The organism is Nocardioides sp. Root240 (assembly GCF_001428825.1).
Lineage (GTDB): Bacteria > Actinomycetota > Actinomycetes > Propionibacteriales > Nocardioidaceae > Nocardioides.
This window is the reverse complement of sequence record NZ_LMIT01000001.1, coordinates 603,713-627,759: the sequence shown is the minus strand read 5'-3', so window position 1 is coordinate 627,759 and position 24,047 is coordinate 603,713. Positions and strand designations below refer to the sequence as shown.

The following is a 24,047-nucleotide window of genomic DNA, read 5'->3' as shown; positions in this document are numbered from 1 at the left end:
CCCGGCTCCCTAGCGTGAGCGGGTGCGCATCTTCTCGGTCCTCGGTTCACTGCTGCTCGTCGTCACGGGATGGACATTTGTGGGGCTCGTGACGGCGAGTCCGGCGGGGGCGGCGGGCTACCCGCAGGACGGGTGGCACGCCACCTCGGTCTTCTACGACGGCGCGACCCGGTCGACGTCGGTCATCGACTGCCAGTCGATGATCATCGCCAACATGGGCAGCGGTCAGGTCGTGACGCCGAGCACCGGCGTGGTGGCGGCGATGGGGGCCGAGGTCAACCTCGACGCGGGCCACCCGCGGGTGGGCGAGACGTTCTACCTGCGGGTGTGGGCGCGCTCGATCTCGACGCCGTGCGGCTTCCAGGGCGTGGTCCCCGTCTTCACCCTGCCGTCGGGCATGAGCATCGACACGTCGGCGAAGTCGGTCTGCTTCTTCGACGGGGTCGCGGAGAACGACGCGACCTGTCCCCAGCCCGGAACGGCGAAGTTCCAGTCCGCGACGGCGACGACGGGCAAGCCGAACTCGTGGCAGGTGCTGTGCGGGTACGCATCGGGCTGCTATGAGTCGCACTACTGGCCGACCGTCGGCGGGCACGGCGTGGAGATCGCGGTGCCCGTGAAGTCGACCGGTGCCGTCAACGGCACGATCACCGGCGGCGCGGTGATCAACACCAACGGCGTCCCGACCTTCCACGCGATGCAGGCACCGCTCAACGTGTTCGCGTCCGACACCGGGACCGGCGTCGCGCCCCCACCCAGCACGACGAACCCGACGGTGCCGCACCCGGGCTATGCCTACCGGGTGCGCTACGACAACCCGTCGACGAGGACCAGCCCGACGTACGAGCTCGACACCTCGATGGCCACGACCTACGGCGTCCTCTCGCGGGCGGAGGTCTTCACGAACCACGTGCCGGGCGAGGTGGTGTTCGCGCGCGACACGAGCAAGGCCAAGGTGGAGGGGCTGCCGACGTCGGCGCAGTCGTTGGTCGACAACACCAACCAGGTGCAGCAGCTCGTCAGCGGGACGATCGACAACTCCGGCGACTCCTTCCTCTCGGAGTTCGACTGGCGGCCGAGCGGCGCCGGTTCCAGTCCCGGGATGGGCGTGACACCGGGGAAGACCTACTACTGGCGCTACGGCTTCATCGCCGAGCCCGCCGGGACGACGCTCGCGACCGCGAAGATCACCTGGGGCGCGGTCCAGTCGTTCGCGGCGCCGTCCGCGGGCCTGACCTGCAACGGGCTGGCCGCGACGGTCGCGATCGGCCTCGGCGAGCTGCCGACGCCCGGTGACGACGTCATCGTGGGGACCTCGGGCAACGACTCGGTCAACGGCCTGGGCGGCAACGACACGATCTGCGGCCAGGGCGGCAACGACACGGTCACGGGCGGTGCCGGCAACGACAAGCTGTACGGCGAGGCCGGCAACGACGCACTCGTCGGCGGCGACGGCAACGACACCATCCGCGGCGGCGACGGCAACGACGTCCTCCTGCCCGGCACCGGGGCCGACACGGCGTACGGCGAGGGCGGGACCGACACCGTCAGCTACTCCGACCTCACCGCGCCCTACGCCGGCTCGGCGCCGTACACCGGGGTGTGGGTGTGCTCGGACAGCTGCGGCAGCGGGTTCACCAATGTCGCCGGAGCCGGCGGGCTCGACCAGATCGGCGCGAACAACCCGACCCAGGGCCACATCCCGTGGCCGGAGCGGATCATCGGGTCGTCGTACGACGACGTCTTCGACCCGCTCGAGAGCGGCACCGTGCTGGTGGGCCGCTCGGGCAACGACTCCTTCACCGGCGGACCCGGCGCCGACACCTTCCAGCCCGGCACCGGAGCCGACAAGGTGGCCGGCGGCGCGGGCGACACCGTCAGCTACGTGGACCTGAGGACCGCCGTCGTCGCGAGCCTCGTGCCCGGTGTCTCCGGCAGTGACGTCATCACCGGCATCGTCCGTCTGGTGGGCGGTTCCGGCGCCGACCGGCTCACCGGGTCCAGGGCGGCCGACCGGATCACCGGTGGCGGTGGCAACGACACCATCGTCGGCGGAGGTGGCAACGACAAGATCGTCTCCGGTGCAGGCAACGACGTCGCGCGAGGGGGCACCGGCAACGACACGGTCACCGGCGACGCCGGTACCGACAGGCTGTACGGCGACGCCGGCGCCGACCTGCTCAGCGGCGGAGCCGGTGCGGACTCGCTCTACGGTGCCGCCGGGCGGGACCGGTGCGTCGGGGGCGCGCAGAAGGACCGCGCGAGCGGGTGCGAGGTGCGCAGCCAGGTCCCGTGAGCCCGACGACCGCCGTCCGTGGCGCTGCCTACTCGCCGCCCCCGCCGGCCAGCTCGCCGGTGTGCCCGTTGCACGCCTCGCCCGGACTCGGCGCCTCGCCCTTGCCGCCCTGCGAGACGATCGCGCCGTAGCTCTGCACGTGGCCGGCGTACACGCCCTCCTTGCCCGGGTGGTAGGCGTTGAGGCCGGAGAACGCGCAGATCGAGTTCGCGCGGTAGCCCGCGATGGGCGTCCAGCCGCCGGTGGCGAAGCCGTCGTCGCCCGGCGGTCCCTTCACCTCTCCGGCGAACGCGCCGCCGGCTCCGACGAGGACGAGGATCGGGGCGCACGCGGCCCCGGCCAGCACAGTTCTGACACGCATCTCAGGACGACCTCTCAGCGGTTGGTGAAACCTTTCCACTTGCGAGGGTAGGTACGGGTGCGGCGGTCGGAAATGCACGCATCCGATGCATGCGAGCGCCTCCGAAGCGCAGGAACCACACCAGCATGAACAGCGTGCTGCCGAGGTTGAACAGGTGCAGCGCCCACAGCGGTCCGGGCGGCAGGCTGAACACGTAGACCGAGTGGATCATGTTGCCGGCGTTGGCCAGGCCGAGGTTGCCGAGGCTGTACGAGCCGAGGTCCCGGGTGCGCACGGCCTTGCCGAGCATGGGCAGGGTGCTGCCCACGAAGATCACCGTGGAGGCGACGCCGGCGACGGCTGCGGTGCTGGTCAGGGACATGGCGCGAACCTAGGTCCGGGGCGGGGCGCCCGACATCGGGTGAAACCCCCCAACCTTCGGCCCGCATGCGCAACGGGACCCCCACGGATCTGGGAGATCCACTCACCCCCGTGCTCGGGATGGTGGTCGGCCCACGGCCGCCCCGACGCTGGGTGCACCCCGAAAACCCCAAGGAACAAGGAAGAACCCATGCATTCCCGAACCAGTCTGACCCTGGTCACGCTCGTCACGGCGGCCGTCGTACCCCTCACGGCGCTCGTGCCCGGGGCGGGCGCAGCGGCCCGGCCCACCTGCGCCGGTGTCCGCGCGACCATCGTCGGCACGGCCGGCGCCGACGTGCTGCGCGGCACCACGCGTCGCGACGTCATCGTCGGTCTCGGCGGCAACGACCGGATCCTCGGCCGCGGCGGCGCCGACATCGTCTGCGGCGGCGCCGGTGCCGACGTGATCGTGTCCGGCACGACCGGCGGTGCTCGGTTGTACGGCGACGCCGGCAACGACAGGATCACGGCGAACGGCGGTGCCGACAAGGTCTCCGGCGGGCTCGGCAGCGACGAGGTCCGCGGGGCGACCGGCGGCGCCGGAGGGCAGCAGCTGCGCGGTGGCGACGGCAACGACCGGATCCTGACCGGCACCGCTCGTGCTGCGGTGGTCTGGGGCGACCTGGGCGGCGACCGCGTGGTCGCGGACTCCGCCGGTGCGACGGTCTACGGTGGCGCGGGCCACGACTTCCTCACCGCGAGGGCAGGCGGTGTCGCGATCGTCGGTGGCGACGGAGACGACGAGCTGACCGGCGCCGACGTCCCGGGCCGTGCGGACGGCGGACCGGGCGACGACCTGATCGTGCTCGGCAAGGGCGACGACGTGAAGGTGCACGGCGGGCCGGGCAGCGACCGGCTCCTCGGCGGCGCCGGCAACGACCGGCTCGACGGCGACGACGGCATCGATGAGTGCCACGGAGGCCCGGGCACTGACACCTGCCACGGCGGGGCGCCCGGTGGGCCGGAGAACTCGCCCGACGACCCGGACGTCTGCGCGGCCGACGTCGAGGTCAAGATCTCCTGCCACAGCGAGGCGCTGCCGCCGCGCTGGACGCTGACCCTCGAGGGCACGTCGAACTACTCCAACGGCACCAACTACACCAGTGAGGTGTCGTGGGTGGTGAGCGTCGACGTCGAGCAGTACGTGCGTCAGGACGGCGTCACGTGGTTCTTCACCGCACCCACCGGCGTCACCGGGAGCTGGACCGGGTTCGGCCAGAACGGCGAGTGCACGATCGCCGGCTCGGGCGACTTCGCCGACGGCGACCTCGGCGTGACCCTGTCGCTCGACGAGGTCAGCCACAAGTACACCTTCGAGTGGGGCGGCCTCGTCCTCCGCGAGCCGGGGCGGATCTCCTGCCCTTGGGGCGATTCCGACTACCAGCTGAGCACCCGGGCGGCCGACCGCGTCGCGTACGAGGAGTGGAACCCGGCCGACCTCACGGTTCCGCTCAAGGGCGGCCGGACCGTGCGTCCGGACGGGCCGGACAGCGCGACCGTGGTGTCGTACTCCTACGTGCTGGCGCCCACGCCCGAGCAGGCGCCCTGACCTGCGCCGTCTGGATGCCGGGACGTCATACGAAGCGTGGGCGAGAGCCCTCGCTTCGTATGACGTCCCCCATGGACCGGAGGGTCAGAGCACGTCGGTCGCGATGATCCGCTCGATGTTGCGCTCGGCCAGCGCGGTGATCGTGACGAACGGGTTCACCGAGGTGTTGCCGGGGATGAGCGAGCCGTCGATGACGTACAGGCCGGGGTAGCCGGGCAGGCGACCGTAGTTGTCGGTGGCCTTGTTGAGCACCGCGCCGCCGAGCGGGTGGTAGGTCAGGCCGTCCTGCCAGATCTTGTAGCCGCCGAAGAGGTCGGTCCGGTAGATCGTCCCCTCCTTGCTGTTGATCTTGTCGAAGATCGTCTTGGCCATGGTGATCGAGTCCTGCTTCCACGCCGTCTGCCACGACAGGTCGACGCGACTGGCCGCGGCGTTCCAGGAGAACTCCGCGCGGCGTGTGGTGTTCGTGATCGACAGGTAGAGCGAGGCATAGGTCTCGATGCCGGTCGGCAGCGGCGCGACCTCCGCGAAGGCGCCGCCGGCGTCCCAGTTGTCGATGCCGGAGCAGGGGATCGTCGACTGCAGCGTGCCGGTCGCGTCCCACATGTGGTTGGCGCGGCCGCACATGACGTTGCCGTTGTCGCCCCAGCCCTTGCCGATCTCGTTGTTGAGGGCGGGCAGCGCACCGGTCGCCTTGAGCTTGACCAGGAGCTTGCTGGTGCCGACGCTGCCGGCCGCGAAGAACACCTTGGCCGCGGTCACGGTCTTGGTGCCGACCACGGCGCCGGTGGTATCGATCTGCTCGATCGAGACGGTGTACCCGCCGCCCGCTGCCGGCGTCACCGAGGTGACCCGGTGCAGCGGGGAGACGTTGACCCGGCCGGTCGCGAGCGCCGAGGCGAGGTAGGTCTGGACCAGCGACTTCTTGCCGTGGTCGTTGCCGTACATGACCTGGCCGTCGAGCGCAGAGCGCGTGACGGTGCCGGCCTGCTCGGCCTTCATGTAGTTCCAGTCGTAGACGTCCGGTACGAAGGTCCACGCGAAGCCGGAGCGCTGCGCGTGCTTCCGGCCCACCCGTGCGTACTGGTAGCACGCCGCGGTCTCGAACCAGGTCGGGTCGATGGAGCCGACCCCGAGGCCGGCGTTGGCCCGCGGGTAGTAGGTGTTGTACATCTCCGCGACGTCGACCGACGGCAGGATGGAGCTGAACCGCGACTGCTTCGGCGTGACGGCCATGCCGCCGTTGACCAGCGAGCCGCCCCCGACGCCGCGGCCCTGGTAGACCGTGATCCCGGCGAACTCCTCGGCGTCGAGGACGCCGGTGTACTTCTCGATGTTCGAGTCGATCGGGAAGCCGAAGAAGTTGCTGACCGGTGCCTTGGTCTTCGTTCGCAGCCAGTACGCGCGCTTGTCGGGCGAGGTGACCTTGGGGAAGACCTTGCCGTCGGAGCCGGGGGTGTCCCACTTCATCCCCATCTCGACCATCTCGACGGGGACGCCGGCCTGGGCCAGGCGCAGCGCGGCGACCGCGCCGCCGTACCCGGTGCCGATGACGAGCGCCGGTACGGACGCACCGTTGCCGATCGCCGCGGCGCGGGCCGGCGAGGCGCCGAGCACGGGCCCGGCGAGCGAGGCGGCGCCGGCGGCCGCTCCGGTGGTGGCGAGGAACTTGCGACGGGTGAAGCGGGCGTTGCTGGTGGGGTGGGACGTGGCGTTCGGCATGTGACCTCCATCACGTTGGGCAGAACCAGAACGTGTTCTACCAGTTATGGAGAGGGTTCGCCACTACCCCTTGTGGCCGGCCCGCCGGGCGCCCTCGCACAGGAGCAGCTGCCCGGCCGTGTACGTCGCCATCACCACGGACTCCATCCGGGCCGGCGGGTCCGTCAGCACGAACGTCCGCGAGCCGAGCACCGAGTCCGACAGCAGGAACAGCCCGGCGCCTGCGGCCGTCAGCAGGCGGGCGTCGCGGGGGAGCTCGGGGGAGAGGTGGTTCGCGGCGGCCGTCATCGAGCTCAGCACTGCCGAGTAGCCGAGCACGGTCGGACCGAGTGCCCGCTCCTTGCGGGCGGCGGCGATCGCCATGACCGGGCCGCTGACCGCCCAGGTGCCGGCGATCACCCGGGCCACCCGGTTGGCGGTGATCGGCGTACCCGCGTCGCGGTGGCGGGCCAGCCCGCTGATGTAGGCGAGGTGGCCGATGCCGAAGGACCCGGCGCCCGCGGCGAAGGCCTTCGGGCCCTCGCAGAGCAGGAGCACGTCGCCACCCCATCCGGCGGCCTGGGCCACGAGGGTGCTGGTGCGCAGGGGCGAGGTCCGGGCTGCGGGGTCGGTGGCGAGGGATGCGCCCAGCAGTGGCATCAGCAGCGGCTTGGTGACGTGGCGGGCGCGGTGTGCCCAGCGGCTCGTCGAGCCCGCGAGCAGGGTGTCGGCCGCCGCGAGGGCGCCGTAGGCGAGCTGGAGCCGGGTCGAGGTGCGCACGGGCGCAATCTAGACCCGGCGCTCGGGCCGTCAGAACGGGCGCTGGGGGAGCGGCAGGATCAGTGGCTCGAGCAGCTCGCCCGCACGCTGGGTGGTGAGCACCTCGGACGGGTCGAGCGGGATGACCTGCCGCTTCGACTCGTCGATCTCCCAGACGTCCTCGCCGATCAGGCGGCCCTCGTCGTCGTAGGGCCAGATCATGTGCTCGACGTTGGCGACGAGGTAGTGCGCGGCCGGGTCGACCGGCGCACCGGCGGCGACGAGCACGGCGCCCGGCGTCTGCTGGTAGATCGTCGCGGTCGAGACGATCATGTTGTCGCCGACAGCCAGCACCTCGTCGTCGGTGTAGAAGACGCACTGCGCCGTCTCGGACCACTCGGCGTACACGGCCTGCACGGCCTCGGCGCCCTGGAGGACGGTGTTGATGCCGAAGACGTTGAAGTGGTAGATCGGGTGCTCGACGGTCATCTCCGGGGCGAAGATCTCCTTCCAGCGCCCGGCCATCTCGAGGTAGCGGTGGCGGTTGTAGGCGTGCAGCAGGTAGCGGTGCCGCGGGTTCTCGGTCGTCTCGAGCAGGCGCTCGACGGCGATGTTCGTCCGGGTGATGTCGAAGCGGGCCATGGTTGTCCTCCGGTTCGTGGGTGGGATCGACAGCAGCCACGATCCCGGCGGCGGGCTCCCGCTGCTTGACATCACACGACTGGTTCTTGACTCTGGACGACATGACCCTGATCCGCGGCACGTCGCTGCAGGGCTTCATCGAGCTGGTGCGCGAGCTGGGCACCGACCCGTTGCCGTTGCTCGCCGCGGCGCACCTGTCGCCGGACGCGATCGGGGACCACGACACGTTCATCGGCTACCGGAACGTGGTCGTCGTCCTCGAGACGGCCGCGTCCGTCACCCGCGTCGGAGACCTCGGCCGGCGCCTCGCGGACCGGCAGGGCCTGGAGATCCTCGGCCCGGTCGGCGTCGCCGCCCGCACGGCGGCCACCGTCGGCGACGCGCTGCAGGCCGTCGAGCAGTTCATGGCCGTCTACAGCCCCGCGATCGCGGTCAGCGTCCGGGTGCCCGAGCGCGAGCGGCTCGCGAGCTTCTCCTGGCGCCTGGTCGTCGACCGTCCACCGCCCCACCGCCAGGCGGCCGAGCTCGCGCTCGGCGTCGCGCTGCGGGTGTTCCGCCTGCTGGCGGGCGACGACTTCCGGCCGACCACCCTGCAGCTGCAGCACCAGCCGCTGACCGACGCGGCGTCGTACCGCCGCTGGGCGGGCTGCCGCGTCGACTTCGGCGTCGACGACTACGGCTTCCGGTTCCGCCCGTCGGTGCTGGCCCGCCGACTGGACGCCGACAGTGCGGTGCACGCGGTCGTCCGCGACTACCTCGACACGATCGCGACGGGTACCGGCTCCGGCTCCGGTACGACGGACGACGTGGTCCGTCTCGTCCGCAGGATGCTGCCGACCGGCGGTCTGAGCCTCGAGCTGGTCGCCGAGCAGCTCGCCCAGCACCCGCGCACCCTGCAGCGCCACCTCGCCGCGCAGGGCATCACCTTCGCCGAGCTCGTCGACGGCGTGCGGCGCGACGAGGCGGAGCGCTGCCTGCGCGACACCGACCTGCCCCTCGGCCAGCTGTCAGGGATGCTCGGGTTCAGCGAGCAGAGCGTGCTCTCGCGGGCCTGCCGGCGCTGGTTCGGCGCCGCGCCCCGGGAGGTCCGTCGGTCCTCCCGGAGCACGGGCTGAGTACAGGCCTCAGATCCGGGCGAGCTGCGCCCGGGTCGGCGCGTAGGGCTCCAGCAGCAGCCGCATGCCCGCCTCCGACGGGGTCCGGTTGGCCTTGCGGCCGTTGCACGGGCTGCACGCGGCGACGGTGTTCAGCCAGGTCCAGCTGCCGCCACGGCTCTGGGGGAGCAGGTGGTCGACGGTGCTGGCGTGGCGGCCGCAGTAGGCGCAGCGGTTCCGGTCGCGCTTGAGGACGCCCGAGCGGGAGTAGCCGGCGGGCCGGTACATCCACTTCGCGGCGACGTAGCGCACCAGACGGATCACCCGCGGCCACGGGTGCGGCCCGATCATCCGGTCGTCGTGGGCCTCCTCCACGGTGGCGACCTCGCGGAAGAGCATTCGGACGGCGTGCTGGAAGGTGACCGTGCCGAGCGGCTCGTAGGAGGCGTTCAGGAGCATGACAGTGGTCATGGCGACGCCTCCTTCCTCGAAACTGCTCGTGCTCCTGTCTGATCGTCGGCGCTCCGCCGTCACCGGATATTTCGTGACGGCCACGAGGGCGTGAATTGCTGGAGTCCACTGCCCGTGGCCAACCCCTCGACGGTACGCCGGGTGGGTCGCGGGCGGCGAAGGATTTTCAGATCGGGGTGAGGTGGGAGGCTCAGGCGGCGTCGAGGTAGCCGCAGTAGGTGACCTCGCAGGTGTGGCCGCGCCGGGTGCAGTGCGTGATGGTCGCGCCGGATCCGCGGAGCCGGGCCAGCACCCGCGCGAGGTCGTCGACCGCGACGGTGATGGTCTGCCAGGTCATCGTGCTCACCTCACGCCGCTGCGCTGCGGAACAGTCGCTCAGCGTTGTCGCGGAGCACTCGTGCCGCTGCGCGGTGCCCGGCCACGCTGCCGGGACAGGGCTCCCAGTAGGCCACCCGGCTCGCCTCCTCGGCGGCCAGGGCGTCCTCGGCCGCGGCCAGGCGCAGCAGCTCGTTGCCGAGCGCGGTCCGGAGGGCCGGCGCTCCGATCTCGTGGTCGTGGCCGCTCCCCGTCCGGATCGCTGCGGCAACTGTGGTGGTCATGCCACCACCTTCCGACGATCCGGGGGGTGCGGGCATCTGTGGCACTACCTATCCCACTACGCATTCCCCGTACGTAGGTGGTGCCGCAGGGCTCACCGCCGGAAGCGCGAGTACGTCGCCATCCGCACCGTCCGGCCCTCGGTGTACGGGTCGTTGCCGCCCTGCTGCATCCAGCGCCAGCCGCGGCCGAACCAGAGGTAGGCATCGACGTACTGGCGTGCCTGGCGGCGCAGCGCCGGGTGGTCGGTGCCGAGGCCGAGCTTGGCGGCCTCGGCGTCGACGGGCGTCCAGGTCGGGCGGTGGCCGAGCGTCTGGCAGACCTTCTCGGTGCGGGAGCGGCAGGTCGGGGTGTTGTCGAAGAGGTAGAGCTCGTTGCCCGTCGCGCGGTAGCGATCGCCCCAACGGGCGTTCCACTGCGCCCACGTGAAGGGCGTGCCGTTGTCGGCGGTGTCGATGATCGCGCGCTTGCCGGGGATGCCCGCCTTCGCCAGTGCGGCGCTGACCTTCGCGGCGAAGGCGACGTTGGCCGCCACGGAGTCGTAGTGCGTGGCGCCGAGGGCGAATCCCCGGGCGTACCGGATCCCGCTGGCCTTCAGCAGCCGGACCGCCTCGTCGACGTACAGCCAGTCGGCGGAGCCGGCGTCGAGGTAGACCGTGGTGCGGGGCAGCGCGGTGGAGAGGTACTGCGCGGCCCAGGCGGCCATCCGCATCCGCAGCGCGGGCGTCGGGTCCGGCCGGCTGCGGCCGTCGGCGCCGTGGTTGGCGGAGATCGCGAGGTCGGGCTCGAGGACGACGGCCGCGCGTGCGTTGCCGATGCCGGCGGCGATCTGGCGGATCCACGCCTGGTAGCGGGTCATCGACCACGACATCGCCGGCCGCCTGCCGTTGACCACCTCGCCGTTGGGCCACAGGCCGAAGACCGCCAGCTGGACCAGGGCGTCCGGCTTGCCGCGCCGGGCGTCCGCGACGTACGCCGACTCCGACCGCTGCACGGTCGCGACGTTGCAGGATCCGCAGTTCGCGAACCAGCGCACGCGCGGCGTGAGGGCCACCCGGCCGAGGGCCGCCCGTCGTACCGGGTCGGTCTCGGCGAGGTGGTTCAGCAGCTCGGGGTTCGCCTTGGTGGCGATGGTCGAGTACTGCCACGGACCCGAGTCCTGGAGTGGGTTCGCGGTGTTCAGCGGATCGGCGCCCGCTGGCCGCAAGGAGAGGAGAGCGGCCACCAGGGCGCCGACGAGGATGACGGTGCGGCGCATCTGGTCGAGATCGGCAGCGCACTGGTCCTCCTGAGGGAATGGCCCTCCTGGGGAACAGAGCTGCTACGACACGGGTCCCTCGCCGAGGGTGACCGTGGCCGACCGGGTCCCGCCGGACGCGGTGGTCCAGGTGATCGTGACGCGGTCACCCGCGTCGTGGGCGGCGACGGCCTCCTGCAGCGCCTGCGCGGTACGGACGGAGGTGCCGTCGACCGCGGTGATCGTGTCGCCGGCGGTGATGCCGGCGTCCTGGGCGGCGGTGCCGTCGATGACCTGCGCGACGAGCGGGGTGCTCGCGCTGGTGGCGAGGCCGACGCCGAGGTACCCGTGGTAGCCGAGCTCGACGTCGCCGCCCTCGTCGCCCGCATCGATCCGGTCGACGATCGAGGAGACCGTCGCGATCGGTATCGCGTAGCCCGTGACCTGGCGGGAGCCGCTGGAGGCTGCGACGTTCATCCCGACGACCTCGCCGTCGCCGTCGAGCACGGCCCCGCCCGAGTCGCCGGGGACGACGTAGGCGTCCATCCGGATCAGGTCGGTCAGCTCCGCGCTGGAGCCGTCGGTCGCCTGCACGGTGATGTCCTGGCCCAGGGCGGAGACCGTGCCCGGCGCGGCCGTGAGGGCGCCGCCGTCGCCGCCCGCGTCGCCGACCGAGGTGATCGTGTCGCCGACCTGGGCCGCGTCGCCGGAGAGGTCGACCGGGGTGAGCCCGCTGGCGTCCTCGAGCTGGATGACCGCGACGTCGGCGACGGCGTCGCCGCCGACGTACCGCGCCGCGTAGGTGCGGCCGGTCGACACGTCGGTGACCTCCAGCGAGGTCGCGCCCTCGACGACGTGGTGGTTGGTGACGATCGTGCCGTCCTGATCGAGGACCAGGCCGGTGCCCGCGCCGGTGCCGTTGGCGAGCGTCGAGGTGATCTCGACGATGCCGGCGGACTGCTCGGCCGTGGCGTCGGAGGTGGTCTCGTCCGACGTGGATCCGGTGCCGGGGTCGAAGCCCTGGCCCCGCCGGGTGTACGGCGAGAGCTGCGGCACGCTGCCCGGGTCCGGGACCACGCCGCTGTCGTCCTGGGAGGTCGTCGAGGGGATCAGCGTCGCGCTGCCGGCACTCGTGGCGCCGCCGCGGTCGAGGACCTGCATCGCGACCGCCGTCGTCGCGGCGCCGGTGCCGACCAGCAGCACGGAGGCGGCGACACCGGCCGCCGCGAGGGTCCGGGTTCGGGGAGTCGGGCTCGTCATGCTCCGAGCGTGCGTCCCGAAACTGTGGGTTCGGTGTGCGCGAGCCAAGGAGTGGCCACGAAGCCATGCCGCTGGGACGCTCCGAGGACTAGATTCGCGACGTGACCAACCAGGAGGTGCGCTTCTGCCGCGCCGACGACGGGGTCCGGATCGCCTGGGCCCGGCACGGCTCCGGGCCGCCGTTGCTGATCGTGTCGTGCTGGCTGAGCCACCTGCAGCACGACTGGCACAGCCCGGTCTGGCGGCACTTCCTCGACGACCTGGGCGACATCGCCACCGTCATCCGGTACGACGAGCGCGGCTTCGGCCTGTCCGAGTGGGAGGTCACCGACTTCTCCCTCGAGCGGCGCCTGGCCGACCTGGAGGCGCTGGTCGAGGCCGTCGGCCTCGACCGGTTCGCGGTCCTCGGCATGTCCGGCGGCGCACCGGTCGCCCTGGCCTACGCGCACGCGCACCCCGACAAGGTCAGCCGCCTGGTGCTCTACGGTGGCATGGCCGGCGGAGGCCTGCAGCAGACCGACGAGGCCGCCGAGGAGGCTTTCGTCGCGATGATCCGAGCCGGCTGGGCGCGGCCGGACCCGCTGTTCCGCCGGGTGTTCACGAACTCCTTCATCCCCGACGCGACCGAGCAGCAGATGGAGTGGATGGACGAGCTGCAGCGCACCTCCACCAACACCGAGAACGCGATCTGCAGCCGGGTCGCTCGGCACGCGACCGACGTCCGTCCGCTGCTCCCCGAGCTCACCGTCCCCACGCTGGTCCTGCACGCCGAGGGCGACCGGGTCGCGCCGGACTGGGGTCCGCGGCTCGCCGCGGAGATCCCGGACGCCCGCCTGGTCATGCTCGACTCCCGCAACCACGTGCTCCTCGCGGACGAGCCGGCCTGGCCGGTGTTCCTGCGCGAGGTGGCCGGTTTCGTCGGCGAGGACCGCGTGGTGGTGTCCGCCTCCTGCCTGTCGGACCGCGAGCGCGAGATCCTGCTGCTCGCCGCCGAGGGCCTCGACAACACCGAGATCGCCGAGCGCCTGACGCTCAGCGTCCGCACGGTCGAGCGTCACTTCCAGAACACCTACCTCAAGCTCGGCCTGTCCGGTCGTACGGCGCGCGCCGCTGCCGTCGCGCGCGTCCTCGCCTGACGGGCCGTCGCTTGTAACTCGGTGTTGCGACGTACTTCCACGGACTCCTGACCGGTCACGAGACCGTGGAAGTAGGCACGAACACCGAGTTACAAGCGGCGCCCGCGCGTACGCGTCGGCCGCCACGGGGCCGGCGCAGGATGCGCGTCGGCGCGGACGCGACCAACCCCTCCCGCGGCGAAGACTTCGGCACATCGGCGGATCCACCGCCCGTACCGAAGGAGATCACCATGTCGAACAAGGCCGTCATCAGCCTCGCCACCGGACTCGAGGACCCCGAGCGGGTCACCGTCGCCTTCCTCGTCGCGCTGGGCGCGGCCGAGCACGGGCGGCCGACACTGATGTTCCTGACGAAGGAGGCCGTGCGCCTCGCCGTACCGGGGGTGGCGGTCGGGCGGGCCTGCGAGGGCTGCCCGTCGCTGCCCGAGCTGCTGGCTCGTTTCGAGGCCGCGGGCGGCACGTACCTCGTCTGCCCGCTCTGCTTCAACGCCAAGGCGCTGGACCCCGAGAACCTGATCGGCGGCGCCGAGATCGGCGGGACCGTGCCGATGTGGCAGTGGATCGGCGACGAGGGCGCGACCAGCTTCAGCTACTGAGCCGGCTGGTCCGCCATCTCGGGGATCGGGGTGCGCAGGGTGCCGTCGGCCAGCCAGGACGCGAGGTTGTCGAGGGTGAGTGCGCGCATCGCGGCCCGGGTGGCGTGGGTCGCGGAGCCGACGTGGGGGAGCAGCACGACGTTGTCCATCGTCGTCAGCTCGACCGGGACGTGGGGCTCGTCGGCGTACACGTCGAGGCCCGCGCCGCCCAACCGGCCCTCGTGCAGGGCGTCGACCAGCGCGCGCTGGTCGACGACGGAGCCGCGGGCGATGTTGACGAGGACGCCGGCCGGGCCGAGAGCGTCGAGCACCGCACGGTCGACGAGGGCGGCGGTGTCGTCGCCGCCGGGCACGACCGCGACCAGGCTGTCGACGGACTCGGCGAGCTCGACGGCGGAGGTGGCGTAGGCGTACGGGACGCCGGGGACCTGCCGGCGGTTGTGGTAGCTCACCGTGCAGCCGAACGCCTCCAGCCGGGTGGCGACCGCCCGGCCGATCCGGCCCAGGCCGAGGATGCCGACCCGGCTCCCGGCGAGCTGGTCGGTCAGCGGGAAGGCGCCCTGCAGCCACTGGCCCTCCCGCACGAAGCGGTCGGCCACGACCACCCGGCGGCGTACGGCGAGCAGCAGGGCCAGCGCCGTCTCGGCGACCGCGTCGTCGAGCACCTCCGGGGTGTTGCTGACCGCGATGCCGCGGTCCAGCGCGGCGGCGAGGTCGATGTTGTCGTAGCCCACGCCGTGGTTGGCGATCACGCCGAGCCGCGGCAGTGACGCGATCAGCTCGCCGCTGACGGGGCCCGAGTTGGAGACGACGATGCCGACCACGTCGCCCGCGCGGGTCGCCAGGTCGCCCGGGTCGACGGCGTCGTACCTCTCGGCGACGGCGTCGTGCAGCTGCGGGCTGAGCGGGGGGACGCGGAGGATCGTCGGTCGGCTCATGCCCTCCAACCTACGGGGCCGTCCAGGCGTGTTCAGGCGCGACCGGCGGCCAGCATCTCCTCGCGGGTGGCGACCTTCACCCGGGCGCGGCCCTCCGCCTCACCCAGAGCGATCTCGTGCGCGTCGAGCAGCTCCCACGACGTGTGCGTGACGACCTCGACGTCGCGCTCGGCGAGGTAGGCGTCGACGTCCTCGGGGGTGCGCGCCGTGGCGGTCTCGGTGGTGGTCGCGAGCAGGTGGCCCACGGTCTCGGCGGCGTCGCTCTTGGTGTGGCCGATCAGGCCGACCGGGCCACGCTTGATCCATCCGGTCACGAACGTGCCGGGGATCGGGTTGCCGTCGAGGTCGAGGACCCGGCCGCCGTCGTTCGGGATGACGGCGGCGCGGTCGTCGAACGGCAGGCCCGGCAGGGCCGTGCTGCGGTACCCGATCGCGCGGTAGACCTGCTGGACGTCCCAGTCGGTCACCTCGCCGGTGCCCTCCACGCGGCCGTCCGCGTTGGGCGAGTGGGTGCGCTCGGTGCGCAGCGTGGTGACCCTGCCGTCGGCGTCGGTGACGATCTCGGTCGGCGCCTCGGCGAAGTGCAGGTGGATCCGGTGCGGCTTGCCGACGGGCTCCGCGCCGACCCAGCTGGTCAGCGTGTTCAGCACCATCTTCTGCGACTTGTGCTCGGCGATGTGGGCCATGCCGTGCTCGTCCACGTCGAAGCCCTCCGGGTGCACGATCACCTCGACGTTCGGCGAGTGGTTCAGCTCGCGGAGCTCGAGCGGCGAGAACTTGGCGTACGCCGGGCCGCGGCGTGCGAACACGTGCACGTCGGTGATCGTCTTGGCCTTCAGGCCGGCGTGGACGTGGGCGGGGATGTCGGTCACGAGCATCTCGTCGCCGGTCTTCGCCAGCACGCGGGCCACGTCGAGCGCGACGTTGCCGACGCCCACGACGGCGACGCTGGTCGCCTCGAGCGGCCAGGTCTGGGGGACGTCCGGGTGGGCGTCGTACCAGCTGACGAAGTCGGCGGCGCCGTACGACGCCTCCTCGCCGGGGATGCCGAGGTCGCGGTCGGCCATGGCGCCGGTCGAGACGACGACGGCGTCGTAGAACTCGCGGAGGTCCTCGAGCTTCACGTCCACGCCGTACTCCACGTTGCCGAGGAAGCGGACCTCAGGCTTGGCGAGCACGCGCTGGAGCGCCTTGATGATCTCCTTGATCCGCGGGTGGTCCGGCGCGACGCCGTACCGGACCAGGCCGAAGGGCGCGGGCAGGCGCTCGAGGATGTCGACGGAGACGTCGGCGTCCTCGGCCTTGGTGAGGATGTCGGCGGCGTAGATGCCGGCCGGTCCGCCGCCCACGATGGCAACACGAAGAGTCATGCTGATGAGTCTGCTGATCCACGACGGCTCACAGAACGAGGTTGTGGTTGGGTGCTCACAAGATAGGCTTGTGAGCATGTTGGGACCGCACGTCCCGGATCTCCGGGCCCTCGAGCTGCTCGTCGTCGTCGCCCGCACCGGCTCCCTCGGCGCCGCCGCGGCCGAGCTGGGCATCACGCAGCAGGCCGCCTCGTCGCGGGTCCGCACCATGGAGTCGCTCGTCGGCGAGCCCCTCGTCGCCCGCAGCAAGCGGGGATCCGAGCTCACCCCGACCGGTGAGCTGGTGGTCCAGTGGGCCGGCCGGGTGCTCGACGCCGCGCAGGAGCTGGACGCCGGCATCGGTGCGCTGCGCGCCGACCGCCGTGGTCACCTCGACATCGCCGCCAGCCTGACCATCGCCGAGCACCTGCTGCCCGGCTGGATCGTCGGCCTGCGGGCCCAGCAGGCCCAGCGCGGCCGGCAGCCGACGGACGTCACGATGACCGCGACGAACACGCGACGGGTGACCGAGCTGGTGACGTCCGGCGAGATCGCGCTCGGCTTCGTCGAGGGACCCGACGCCCCGCGCGGCCTGCGGCACCGGTTGGTCGGCACCGACGAGCTGGTCGTCGTGGTCGGACCCGCCCACCCGTGGGCGCTGCGCTCCCGTCGGCGGGTCAGCGCTGCCACCCTCGCCGCGACCCCGTTGGTCGTGCGCGAGCCCGGCTCCGGGACGCGCACCGTCCTCGAGCGTGCCCTCGCCGACCTCCCGATGGCCCCGCCGGTCCTGGAGCTCTCGAGCACCGCAGCGGTCCGCGCGGCCGTCGCGGCCGGAGCCGGGCCCGCGGCGGTCGGCGCCCACGCCGTACGCGACGACCTGGCGACGGGCCGCCTGGTCCGGGTCACCGTGACCGGTCTGGACCTGACCCGCCGGCTGCACGCGGTCTGGAAGGGTGGGCCGCACCCGCCCGAGGGACCCGCGCGCGAGCTGGTCGCCTGGGCGGCCCGGGCTGCTCGTACCTGATTCTTCGTTGGTCGAGTAGCCCGAGCCCCTGGGCGAGGGCGTATCGAGACCAAGGCCGGTGGTCTCGATACGCCGTTCCTCGTTCCTCGGAACGGCTACTCGACCAGCGGCGGGAGTGGTGCCGTGTCGTCTTCGATGGGGGCGGGCCTGTCGGGACTCCCGGCGTCCGCTCGGCGCCTGCTGAAGTCCTTCTTCGCAAGCCCCGGGAGTGCCTCGTACTCGCCCCGGATGAGGGCCTCGCGCTTTGCCCGTGACCAGCCCTGGATGCGCTTCTCCCAGAAGAACGCGTCACCGATGTTCGGATACTCCGCGGACCAGACGAGCTCCACCGGAAGGCGGCGGCGCGTGTACTGCGATCCAACGCCGAGCTGGTGCTGTTGCAAGCGGAGATCCAGATTGCGGGTACTGCCGACGTAGTACGAGCCGTCGGAGCAACGGAGCATGTAGACGTGGGGCATGGGCCCACGGTGCCTGATTCGCTGCTCGGAGGGATCCGTCATCCACAGGCGCTCGGATCGTGCAGTCCCAAGCCCCTGGGTTCCTTCGTTGGTCGAGTAGCCCGAGCCCCTGGGCGAGGGCGTATCGAGACCAGGGCGGGTGGTCTCGATACGCCGTTCCTCGTTCCTCGGAACGGCTACTCGACCAGCGGCGGGCGTCAGGTGTGGGCGGGGTGGCGGGCCGCGAGGCGCGCGATCGACTCGTCCGTGCAGTCGGCCCAGAACGAGCCGACGACGTCCTCGACCTGGCTGAACGAGTCGGCGACGTAGAGGACGTTCTGGTAGTCGGTGATGTCGTAGGTCATGCTGCCCATCTCGCCGATGTCGAGGGGGCGGATGGTCATGCCGCGGAAGGCCTCGATCTCGCCGGGGGAGGAGAGGATGCCGGCGCCGTAGGCCTTGAGCTCGCCCTGCTCCCACAGCACGCCGAACTCCAGCGTGAACCAGAAGACCTTGCTGACGAACTCCAGCGCCTCGGTCGAGCGGACCCGGCGCGAGGCCTGGCCGGCGAGCTCGTAGAGCGCCGTGAAGCGCGGGTTGGCGAGGGTGTTGCCGTGGCCGACCACCTCGTGCAGGACGTCGGGCTCGGGCGTGTAGAGCGGCACCGAGTGGTGGCGGACGTACTGCGTCGACCAGAACGCCTTGTCGGCGAGCGAGCCGTAGAACTCGCGCAGCGGCACCAGGCCGGCGGCGGGCTGGTAGCGGTAGCCGGTCAGCGGGGCCAGCCAGTCGCTGACCTCGGCGAGCTGGGGGATCCGGTCGATCGGGAGGCCGAGCGACTCCTTGCCGTCGAGGAACTCACGGCACGCGTACGCACGGTGCTTCGTGATCAGCGCCTCGCTCACGACCTGCCAGACGCGGTGCTCGTCCTGGGTGTACTCCGCGATCGGCGCGGGGGTGCCCGGGCGCCAGTTGCTGGCGAGGGTCGCGAGGGCGTCGCGCCGGGCGCGGTACGCCGGGTCGGCGAACCCCGGGTGGTCGGCGCCGAGGTGGACCTTGAGGGATCCGTCCTGGTCGGCGGTCACGGGCGCGAAGTACTGGCCTTCCTCGAACATGGCTGCAGTGTGTGACGCGGCACAGGGAAATGCCAGAGCGTCTGGACGAATGGCTCATCATCGCGGTCTGCGAGTGGCAGTATGTCCGGCATGGACGCTGTCGACCGCTCGATCCTGGACGTCTTGCGGGCCGACTCCCGGACGTCGATCCGCGACGTCGCGGCGCAGGTCGGCATCAGCCGGGCCAGTGCCTACGCACGGGTCAAGAAGCTGGTCGACACCCAGGTGATCCGGGCGTTCACCATCGACGTGGACCACGCCGCGTTGGGCCTCGGCCTGTCGGCGTACGTCCACGTCCGGACCAAGCAGAACTCGTGGAAGTCCTTCCGCGAGAAGGTGTGGCAGCTCGAGGAGGCCGCCCACGTCGCGTTGGTGACCGGCGACTTCGACTGCGTCATCCTGGTGCGCGCGCGCGACGCCGACCACCTGCGCGAGCTGGTGCTCGAGCGGATCCAGGCCCTGCCGGAGGTGGTGGCCACGCAGACCGTGCTGGTGTTCGAGGAGCACGTGGGAGGACCGTCGTGACCGGGTGCGTGTTCGTGTTCGGGGGCTCCGAGGGCATCGGCCTCGCCGTGGCGGCGCGACTGGTCGAGGACGGCCGGGAGGTCGTCGTCCTGTCGCGCTCGGAGTCCAAGCTCGCAGCGGCCGTGGCCCGGCTGGGTCCGCGGGCCTCGTCCCGCGTGGTTGACGTGACGTCCGAGACCGGGGTGCGCGAGGCGGTCGGCGCGCTGGTCGCCGACGGCAAGGTGCCGGACCTGGTGGTCAACACGGCCGGCTACGCGCGTCCGGGCTGGCTCGAGGACCTGCCGCCCGACGACGTCACCGGCATGGTGGCGACCAACCTGCTCGGCACGATCAACGTCGCGCGCGCCGTGCTGCCCCACCTGCGCGCCACCCGCGGCACCCTGGTCACGACGTCGTCGATGGCCGGCCTGGCGGGGGTGTTCGGGTACACCGTCTACAGCGCGACGAAGTTCGGCGTGATCGGGTTCTCCGAGGCGCTGCGTCGCGAGGTCCGGCCGGACGGCGTGCGGGTGCTGGTGCTCTGCCCGCCGAACACGCTGACGCCGGGTTTCGAGGAGGAGAACCGCCACAAGCCGGCGGAGGTGCTCGCCGCCGAGGAGAGTGTGCGGACCCTGACCCCGGAGCAGGTCGCTGATGAGCTGCTCCGGGCCCTCCGGCGCAGGCGGGGCTTCCTCGTCGTACCGGGGCGGGACAGCCGGCTCGCCGCCGTCGCGATCCGGCACCTGCCTGCGGTGGTCGACCGCGCGCTGCGGCGACCCGTCAGCTGACCTGGCTCAGGAGCTCCGCGTCGCGGCGCACCGCCACCGGAGCAGGTACGACGCCCGGCAGGTCGCGGTCCGCGACCAGGGCCAGCACCGGTGAGCTGAGGAACGCGAGTCCCTTCGCGAGCAGCGCGATCCCGAGCATCACCACGACACCGCCGCTGCCGGGCGCGAACACGAACAGGCCGAGGGCGACCGCAGCGCAGGCGCCGCCGGCGAGGGTCTCGGTCCGGGCCCCAGCGAGCGCGGAGCGCCAGTTGCGGCGCTCCTGGAACTTGCTGGTGCGGTGCCAGGCGCTGCTGAGGCCGATCGTGGCGCGCAGCGTGGCGACCGTGATCACCAGCGACAGCGCGGCGAAGGCGACGATGGCGCCGACGGTCTGCGCGACCGTCGCACCCACGCAACGGCGGTAGACGAGCAAGCGCATCAGCCAGCTCCCGAGCAGCGCCGCCGTCGAGGCGAACCACAGCTCGAACGGCATCTGCAGGGTCTCGCCGTGCGCGATCAGCGAGAAGCCGGTCGCGATGCCGAGCACCAGCACGACGGCGCGGACGCCGATGCCGATCACGTCGATGCCGTGGTTGGCATGGTGCAGGCGCTGGGACTTGGTCAGCCTGCTCGGGCGGCCCCCCAGCCAGCCCGGAAGGAAGAGTCGCCAGTGGTGCCGCAGCTCCTGCACCGGGCCGTAGGTCCAGCGGAACCGCTGGCGCCGGTAGGCCTCGAACGTCTCGGGGACCAGCCCACGTCCGTAGGCCTCGGTCAGGTAGACCGAGCTGTAGCCCGCGGCGTGGATGCGGATCGACAGCTCGGAGTCCTCGGTCAGGCACCACTCCGCCCAGCCGCCCGCGTCGACGAGGGCCTGCTTGCGGATCAGCGACATGGTGCCGACGGTGAGGCCGGCGCCCCGGTTGTCGAGGCTCACCATGCCGGTCTGGAAGAACACGGCGTACTCCCAGTTGGCCCAGGTCGCGAAGCGGGAGTGCTCGTGGTCGCGGTAGGCGTGCGGGCACTGCACGAAGCCCAGTTGCGGGTCGGCGAACCGGCCCACGGTGTCGCGCAGCCAGCCGGGCTCGACGTGGTAGTCGGCGTCGACGACGGCGATCACCTCGGCGGCCGGATCGGTGTGGGGGAGCGCCCAGTTGAGCGCGCCCGCCTTGGCGCCGGTGATGCCCTCGACGTGGAAGAAGCGGAACCGGTCGCCGAGCAGGCGGCAGTGCTCCTGCACCGGCAGCCACAGGGCCGGGTCGGTGGTGTTGTTGTCGATGACGAGCACTTCGAAGTCGTCGTAGTCCAGGGCGGCGAGGCGCTCGAGCGTGCTGATCACCAGCTCGGGCGGCTCGGCGTGGCACGGCACGTGGATCGAGACCCGCGGCCGTACGTCGGCCCGCACCACCCGCAGGGAGGAGGAGCGGCGCCGGCGCTGCAGCAGCGGCTCCCAGCCCTCACGGGTGGTGACCGCCGCGGACGGCAGGGTCAGGGCCGAGACGCCCATGGCGAGCCACAGGAGGCCGGTCGACATCGTGCTGAGCTCGAGGCCGGCGACGAACAGGACCGCCCAGACCAGGGTCGAGGCGCCGAACAGCAGCCACGCGACCCAGGCGGTGCGCCCGGCCGGGCTCAGCTCGTCACGCTCGCCGCGCGCCATCGTGAGGACCACTGCGGTGAGGGCGACGGTGCCGGCGGGCAGCAGCGCGGCGCGGTCGGGCCAGGCCAGGTGGGCGAGCGCGGCGCCCGCACCTGCCGCTGCCACGATCGCGGCCATGCAGACGGCACGCCGTGTCGTCGGTGCCAGCCACAGCAGGCCGACAGCCGTCATCCACATCAGCGCCGTGCACAGGACGACGACGCCGAGCGTGGCGATCACTCGCCGCTCCGCTGGATCCGGGACGTGGGCTGCGTGGCGGGCAGCTCGGCCGGGCGACCGGTGGTCGGGGTGGGCCGTTGCGTCGGCTGGGTCGCCTGCGTCGGCAGCGTCGGGGTGGTCGGACCGGTCGGCAGGTCCGACGGCTTCCGGCTCGGCTGGGCCGGGGACGGGACCCCGGACGGCTTGCCGGTCGGGTGCGGCGGCGTTGGCAGGTCGGAGGGCCTGCCGGACGGTACGCCGGTCGGCCGGCTGCCCTGCGGCGTGCCCTGGCCGGGGACCGACGTCGAGCCGTCCGTCGTACCGGTGGTGTCGTCGGTGGCGTCGTTGTCGGTGGTGTCGTCGGTGCCGGGGGAGACGGTGCTGTGGTCCGAGCCCGTCCCGTGGTCCGGGAGCCCGGGCACCACGCCGGTCGAGACGGCCAGCACGCCCGCGCCGGCGACGACCGCGACGGCGCCCGCGGCGACCGCTCCGGCGACGAGCTTGGTGGTGAGCGCGGTGACGATCGCGGCCCGTGCCGCGGTGATCCGGCCGGCGCGCGGGACGGGTGCTGCCTGCGCCTGCGCCTGCGCGACACGGAACGCGGCGAGCGCCTCGGCCTCTCCGGGTACGTCGGCACCGGGGGTCGGGGCGGCCGCGGCGAGCAGCTCCGCGACGGCGGGGGTGACGGGGTTCCTCGATCGCTTCTTCATCTCGGACTGTCAGCGTCGCGCGTCCCGAAAGCGTTACTGGGAATGCCGACGATTTCGCGAACGGGCCATACTTCCGGCCATGGGGGTCCTCGGGGAGGAGGCCGACGACGGCGACGTCGCGGCCGCTCAGGGTGGTGACGAGGCTGCGTTCGCGCGCCTGTTCCGCGCCACCCAACCGGGCCTGCTCCGGTACGTCGCGGTGCTCGCCGGCGACGACGCCGAGGACGTCTGCGCCGAGGCCTGGGCCCACGCCTGTCGCGACCTCCCGACGTTCACGGGCGACCTCGACGCCTTCCGCGGCTGGGTCGCGCGGATCGCCCGCAACCGCGCCGTCGACCTGCACCGCGGCCGCCAGCGACGCCCCGCCGACCCGGTGCCGCACGAGGAGCTGCCAGAGCGGGCCACCGGCTCCTCCGAGGACCTCGTCGTCGAGGCCATCTCCTCCGAGGAGGCGATCGCCACCATCGCCCGCCTGCCCCGCGAGCAGGCCGAGGCGGTCATGCTCCGCGCGGTCCTGGGGTTCGACGTGAAGACGACGGCATCCGTGCTCGGCAAGCGGCCGGGCGCCGTACGGGTGGCGGCGCACCGGGGGTTGAAGGCGCTCGCGGAGCAGTTCGAGCGGCCGAGGTGAATGCAGGCTGAGGGCGACCCCGTCAGACCAGGTCGAGGTGGAGGCGCAGTGCTGCGTCGAGCTCCCGCATCAGGCCTGCCGGCACCGCTCCCGCGTGGTGGACCAGACGACGTACGTCGACCGATCGGACCTGCTCGGCCTGCGCCTTCGAGTCGTCGGACAGGCCCGTGTCCTCGGCCGGCAGCAGCACGTGGAACGACAGCAGCGGAGCCAGCGTCCGCGTGACCGGGACGACGGTGACGGTTCCGCGGGACAACACGGCGGCGCGGCCGTTCGCGTGGTCGTTGCTGACCAGGACACAGGGCCGGGTCTTGTTCGCCTCACTGCCGACCACCGGCTCGAGATCCGCCAGCCAGATCTCGCCACGCCTCACGTCGTGGCCAGCCCGTCGGAGGCCGTGGCGTCCCAGTCGTCGGCGCTGTCACTGGCCCACGCGGCTTCGTACTGGTCGCCGAGGTCGCGGTGGCGCAGCAGTGCGACGGCGCGCTGCAGCGCTCCGGACCGGGTGTCGCCGTGCTCAGCTGCGAAGCGGTCGAGGAACTCGACGTCGTCGACGGGAAGGCTGGCGCTGATCTTCATACCATGATGCTACCGCGGTAGCATCATGGTGGCC

27 protein-coding genes are annotated in these 24,047 nt (G+C 72.1%); 9 read left to right on the top strand and 18 right to left on the bottom strand.

Translation table 11 applies throughout. From position 1 onward, the window contains the following. The first annotated feature begins 22 nt into the window (after window positions 1-22). Window positions 23-2,296, top strand: coding sequence for a calcium-binding protein (locus ASE20_RS02950; RefSeq protein ID WP_157538386.1), 2,274 nt, complete (start codon window positions 23-25; stop codon window positions 2,294-2,296). Window positions 2,297-2,324: 28 nt separating this feature from the next. Here ASE20_RS02950 and ASE20_RS02945 read toward each other — a convergent pair whose 3' ends face one another. Together ASE20_RS02945 and ASE20_RS02940 are read right to left on the bottom strand one after the other, a co-directional pair. Next, a complete protein-coding gene (locus tag ASE20_RS02945; RefSeq protein ID WP_157538385.1) occupies window positions 2,325-2,657 on the bottom strand; it encodes a hypothetical protein in 333 nt (110 codons plus the stop codon). Between the two features lies 1 nt (window position 2,658). After that, window positions 2,659-3,018, bottom strand: a complete 360-nt coding sequence (locus tag ASE20_RS02940; protein ID WP_082612081.1) for a hypothetical protein — start codon at window positions 3,016-3,018, stop codon at window positions 2,659-2,661. A gap of 189 nt (window positions 3,019-3,207) precedes the next feature. On the opposite strand from ASE20_RS02940, the gene ASE20_RS02935 reads away from it, so the two are divergent. Then, window positions 3,208-4,608 (top strand): calcium-binding protein, encoded by a 1,401-nt coding sequence (locus ASE20_RS02935; RefSeq protein ID WP_056893003.1) that lies wholly within the window; start codon window positions 3,208-3,210, stop codon window positions 4,606-4,608. Between the two features lie 84 nt (window positions 4,609-4,692). On the opposite strand, the gene ASE20_RS02930 is transcribed toward ASE20_RS02935, so the two are convergent. The 3 genes from ASE20_RS02930 to ASE20_RS02920 all read right to left on the bottom strand — a co-directional run bounded on the left by ASE20_RS02930 (window position 4,693) and on the right by ASE20_RS02920 (window position 7,710). Next, window positions 4,693-6,330, bottom strand: coding sequence for a GMC oxidoreductase (locus tag ASE20_RS02930; protein WP_056893002.1), 1,638 nt, complete (start codon window positions 6,328-6,330; stop codon window positions 4,693-4,695). A gap of 63 nt (window positions 6,331-6,393) precedes the next feature. Beyond that, entirely contained in the window at window positions 6,394-7,089 is a 696-nt protein-coding gene (locus ASE20_RS02925; protein WP_056893001.1) for a lysoplasmalogenase, read from the bottom strand. A 30-nt stretch (window positions 7,090-7,119) separates the two neighbouring features. Further along, window positions 7,120-7,710 carry a hypothetical protein gene (locus tag ASE20_RS02920; RefSeq protein WP_056893000.1) on the bottom strand — a complete coding sequence of 197 codons (591 nt, stop codon included), beginning with the start codon at window positions 7,708-7,710 and terminating at the stop codon, window positions 7,120-7,122. Window positions 7,711-7,811: 101 nt separating this feature from the next. On the opposite strand from ASE20_RS02920, the gene ASE20_RS02915 reads away from it, so the two are divergent. Then, the gene (locus tag ASE20_RS02915; protein WP_056892999.1) at window positions 7,812-8,825 is read left to right on the top strand and encodes an AraC family transcriptional regulator; all 1,014 of its coding nucleotides are present in this window, start codon (window positions 7,812-7,814) and stop codon (window positions 8,823-8,825) included. 9 nt (window positions 8,826-8,834) lie between these two features. Here ASE20_RS02915 and ASE20_RS02910 read toward each other — a convergent pair whose 3' ends face one another. From ASE20_RS02910 to ASE20_RS02895, 5 genes are all read right to left on the bottom strand, one after another. Then, entirely contained in the window at window positions 8,835-9,275 is a 441-nt protein-coding gene (locus ASE20_RS02910; protein ID WP_056892998.1) for an HNH endonuclease, read from the bottom strand. A 190-nt stretch (window positions 9,276-9,465) separates the two neighbouring features. Continuing rightward, window positions 9,466-9,612: a hypothetical protein gene (locus tag ASE20_RS24570; RefSeq protein ID WP_157538384.1), complete on the bottom strand. Its 147-nt coding sequence runs from the start codon at window positions 9,610-9,612 to the stop codon at window positions 9,466-9,468. Window positions 9,613-9,622: 10 nt separating this feature from the next. Next, on the bottom strand, window positions 9,623-9,874 hold the full coding sequence (locus ASE20_RS02905; protein ID WP_056892997.1) for a hypothetical protein: 252 nt from the start codon (window positions 9,872-9,874) through the stop codon (window positions 9,623-9,625). Between the two features lie 92 nt (window positions 9,875-9,966). Then, window positions 9,967-11,130: a glycoside hydrolase family 6 protein gene (locus tag ASE20_RS02900; RefSeq protein ID WP_056892996.1), complete on the bottom strand. Its 1,164-nt coding sequence runs from the start codon at window positions 11,128-11,130 to the stop codon at window positions 9,967-9,969. Between the two features lie 63 nt (window positions 11,131-11,193). Then, on the bottom strand, window positions 11,194-12,369 hold the full coding sequence (locus ASE20_RS02895; RefSeq protein ID WP_056892995.1) for a S1C family serine protease: 1,176 nt from the start codon (window positions 12,367-12,369) through the stop codon (window positions 11,194-11,196). 101 nt (window positions 12,370-12,470) lie between these two features. On the opposite strand from ASE20_RS02895, the gene ASE20_RS25800 reads away from it, so the two are divergent. Together ASE20_RS25800 and ASE20_RS02885 are read left to right on the top strand one after the other, a co-directional pair. Beyond that, window positions 12,471-13,505 carry an alpha/beta fold hydrolase gene (locus tag ASE20_RS25800; RefSeq protein ID WP_200952685.1) on the top strand — a complete coding sequence of 345 codons (1,035 nt, stop codon included), beginning with the start codon at window positions 12,471-12,473 and terminating at the stop codon, window positions 13,503-13,505. A gap of 230 nt (window positions 13,506-13,735) precedes the next feature. Continuing rightward, window positions 13,736-14,101, top strand: a complete 366-nt coding sequence (locus ASE20_RS02885) for a DsrE family protein (protein ID WP_056892993.1) — start codon at window positions 13,736-13,738, stop codon at window positions 14,099-14,101. On the opposite strand, the gene ASE20_RS02880 is transcribed toward ASE20_RS02885, so the two are convergent. Beyond that, window positions 14,095-15,039 carry a 2-hydroxyacid dehydrogenase gene (locus ASE20_RS02880; RefSeq protein WP_056892992.1) on the bottom strand — a complete coding sequence of 315 codons (945 nt, stop codon included), beginning with the start codon at window positions 15,037-15,039 and terminating at the stop codon, window positions 14,095-14,097. The two genes, ASE20_RS02885 and ASE20_RS02880, sit on opposite strands and share 7 nt — an antisense overlap. 32 nt (window positions 15,040-15,071) lie before the next feature. Next, complete coding sequence (locus ASE20_RS02875) at window positions 15,072-16,409, bottom strand: FAD-dependent oxidoreductase (RefSeq protein ID WP_082612080.1); 1,338 nt, start codon at window positions 16,407-16,409, stop codon at window positions 15,072-15,074. 76 nt (window positions 16,410-16,485) lie between these two features. On the opposite strand from ASE20_RS02875, the gene ASE20_RS02870 reads away from it, so the two are divergent. Next, window positions 16,486-17,412 (top strand): LysR family transcriptional regulator, encoded by a 927-nt coding sequence (locus ASE20_RS02870; RefSeq protein ID WP_056892990.1) that lies wholly within the window; start codon window positions 16,486-16,488, stop codon window positions 17,410-17,412. 95 nt (window positions 17,413-17,507) lie between these two features. Here the strand turns inward: ASE20_RS02870 and ASE20_RS02865 are convergent, their stop codons facing one another. Together ASE20_RS02865 and ASE20_RS02860 are read right to left on the bottom strand one after the other, a co-directional pair. After that, the gene (locus tag ASE20_RS02865) at window positions 17,508-17,870 is read right to left on the bottom strand and encodes a GIY-YIG nuclease family protein (RefSeq protein WP_082612113.1); all 363 of its coding nucleotides are present in this window, start codon (window positions 17,868-17,870) and stop codon (window positions 17,508-17,510) included. 197 nt (window positions 17,871-18,067) lie between these two features. Next, window positions 18,068-18,964 carry a phenylalanine 4-monooxygenase gene (locus tag ASE20_RS02860; protein WP_056892989.1) on the bottom strand — a complete coding sequence of 299 codons (897 nt, stop codon included), beginning with the start codon at window positions 18,962-18,964 and terminating at the stop codon, window positions 18,068-18,070. A 90-nt stretch (window positions 18,965-19,054) separates the two neighbouring features. Between ASE20_RS02860 and ASE20_RS02855 the strand changes: the two genes are divergently transcribed. Both ASE20_RS02855 and ASE20_RS02850 read left to right on the top strand, forming a co-directional pair. Next, the gene (locus ASE20_RS02855) at window positions 19,055-19,489 is read left to right on the top strand and encodes an Lrp/AsnC family transcriptional regulator (RefSeq protein ID WP_225869015.1); all 435 of its coding nucleotides are present in this window, start codon (window positions 19,055-19,057) and stop codon (window positions 19,487-19,489) included. Beyond that, entirely contained in the window at window positions 19,486-20,256 is a 771-nt protein-coding gene (locus ASE20_RS02850) for an SDR family oxidoreductase (protein WP_056892987.1), read from the top strand. The genes ASE20_RS02855 and ASE20_RS02850 overlap by 4 nt, the downstream gene beginning before the upstream one ends. Here ASE20_RS02850 and ASE20_RS02845 read toward each other — a convergent pair. Together ASE20_RS02845 and ASE20_RS02840 are read right to left on the bottom strand one after the other, a co-directional pair. Continuing rightward, window positions 20,249-22,114, bottom strand: a complete 1,866-nt coding sequence (locus ASE20_RS02845; protein WP_056892986.1) for a glycosyltransferase — start codon at window positions 22,112-22,114, stop codon at window positions 20,249-20,251. The genes ASE20_RS02850 and ASE20_RS02845 overlap by 8 nt on opposite strands. Next, entirely contained in the window at window positions 22,111-22,803 is a 693-nt protein-coding gene (locus ASE20_RS02840) for a hypothetical protein (RefSeq protein WP_056892985.1), read from the bottom strand. Before ASE20_RS02840 ends, ASE20_RS02845 begins: the two co-directional genes overlap by 4 nt. Before the next feature lie 79 nt (window positions 22,804-22,882). Here ASE20_RS02840 and ASE20_RS02835 point away from each other — a divergent pair, with 79 nt between their 5' ends. After that, on the top strand, window positions 22,883-23,434 hold the full coding sequence (locus tag ASE20_RS02835) for an RNA polymerase sigma factor (protein ID WP_056892984.1): 552 nt from the start codon (window positions 22,883-22,885) through the stop codon (window positions 23,432-23,434). 22 nt (window positions 23,435-23,456) lie between these two features. Here ASE20_RS02835 and ASE20_RS02830 read toward each other — a convergent pair whose 3' ends face one another. Further along, entirely contained in the window at window positions 23,457-23,807 is a 351-nt protein-coding gene (locus ASE20_RS02830) for a type II toxin-antitoxin system PemK/MazF family toxin (RefSeq protein WP_056892983.1), read from the bottom strand. Continuing rightward, window positions 23,804-24,013, bottom strand: a complete 210-nt coding sequence (locus ASE20_RS02825; RefSeq protein WP_056892982.1) for a hypothetical protein — start codon at window positions 24,011-24,013, stop codon at window positions 23,804-23,806. The genes ASE20_RS02830 and ASE20_RS02825 overlap by 4 nt, the downstream gene beginning before the upstream one ends. Window positions 24,014-24,047 lie beyond the last annotated feature (34 nt).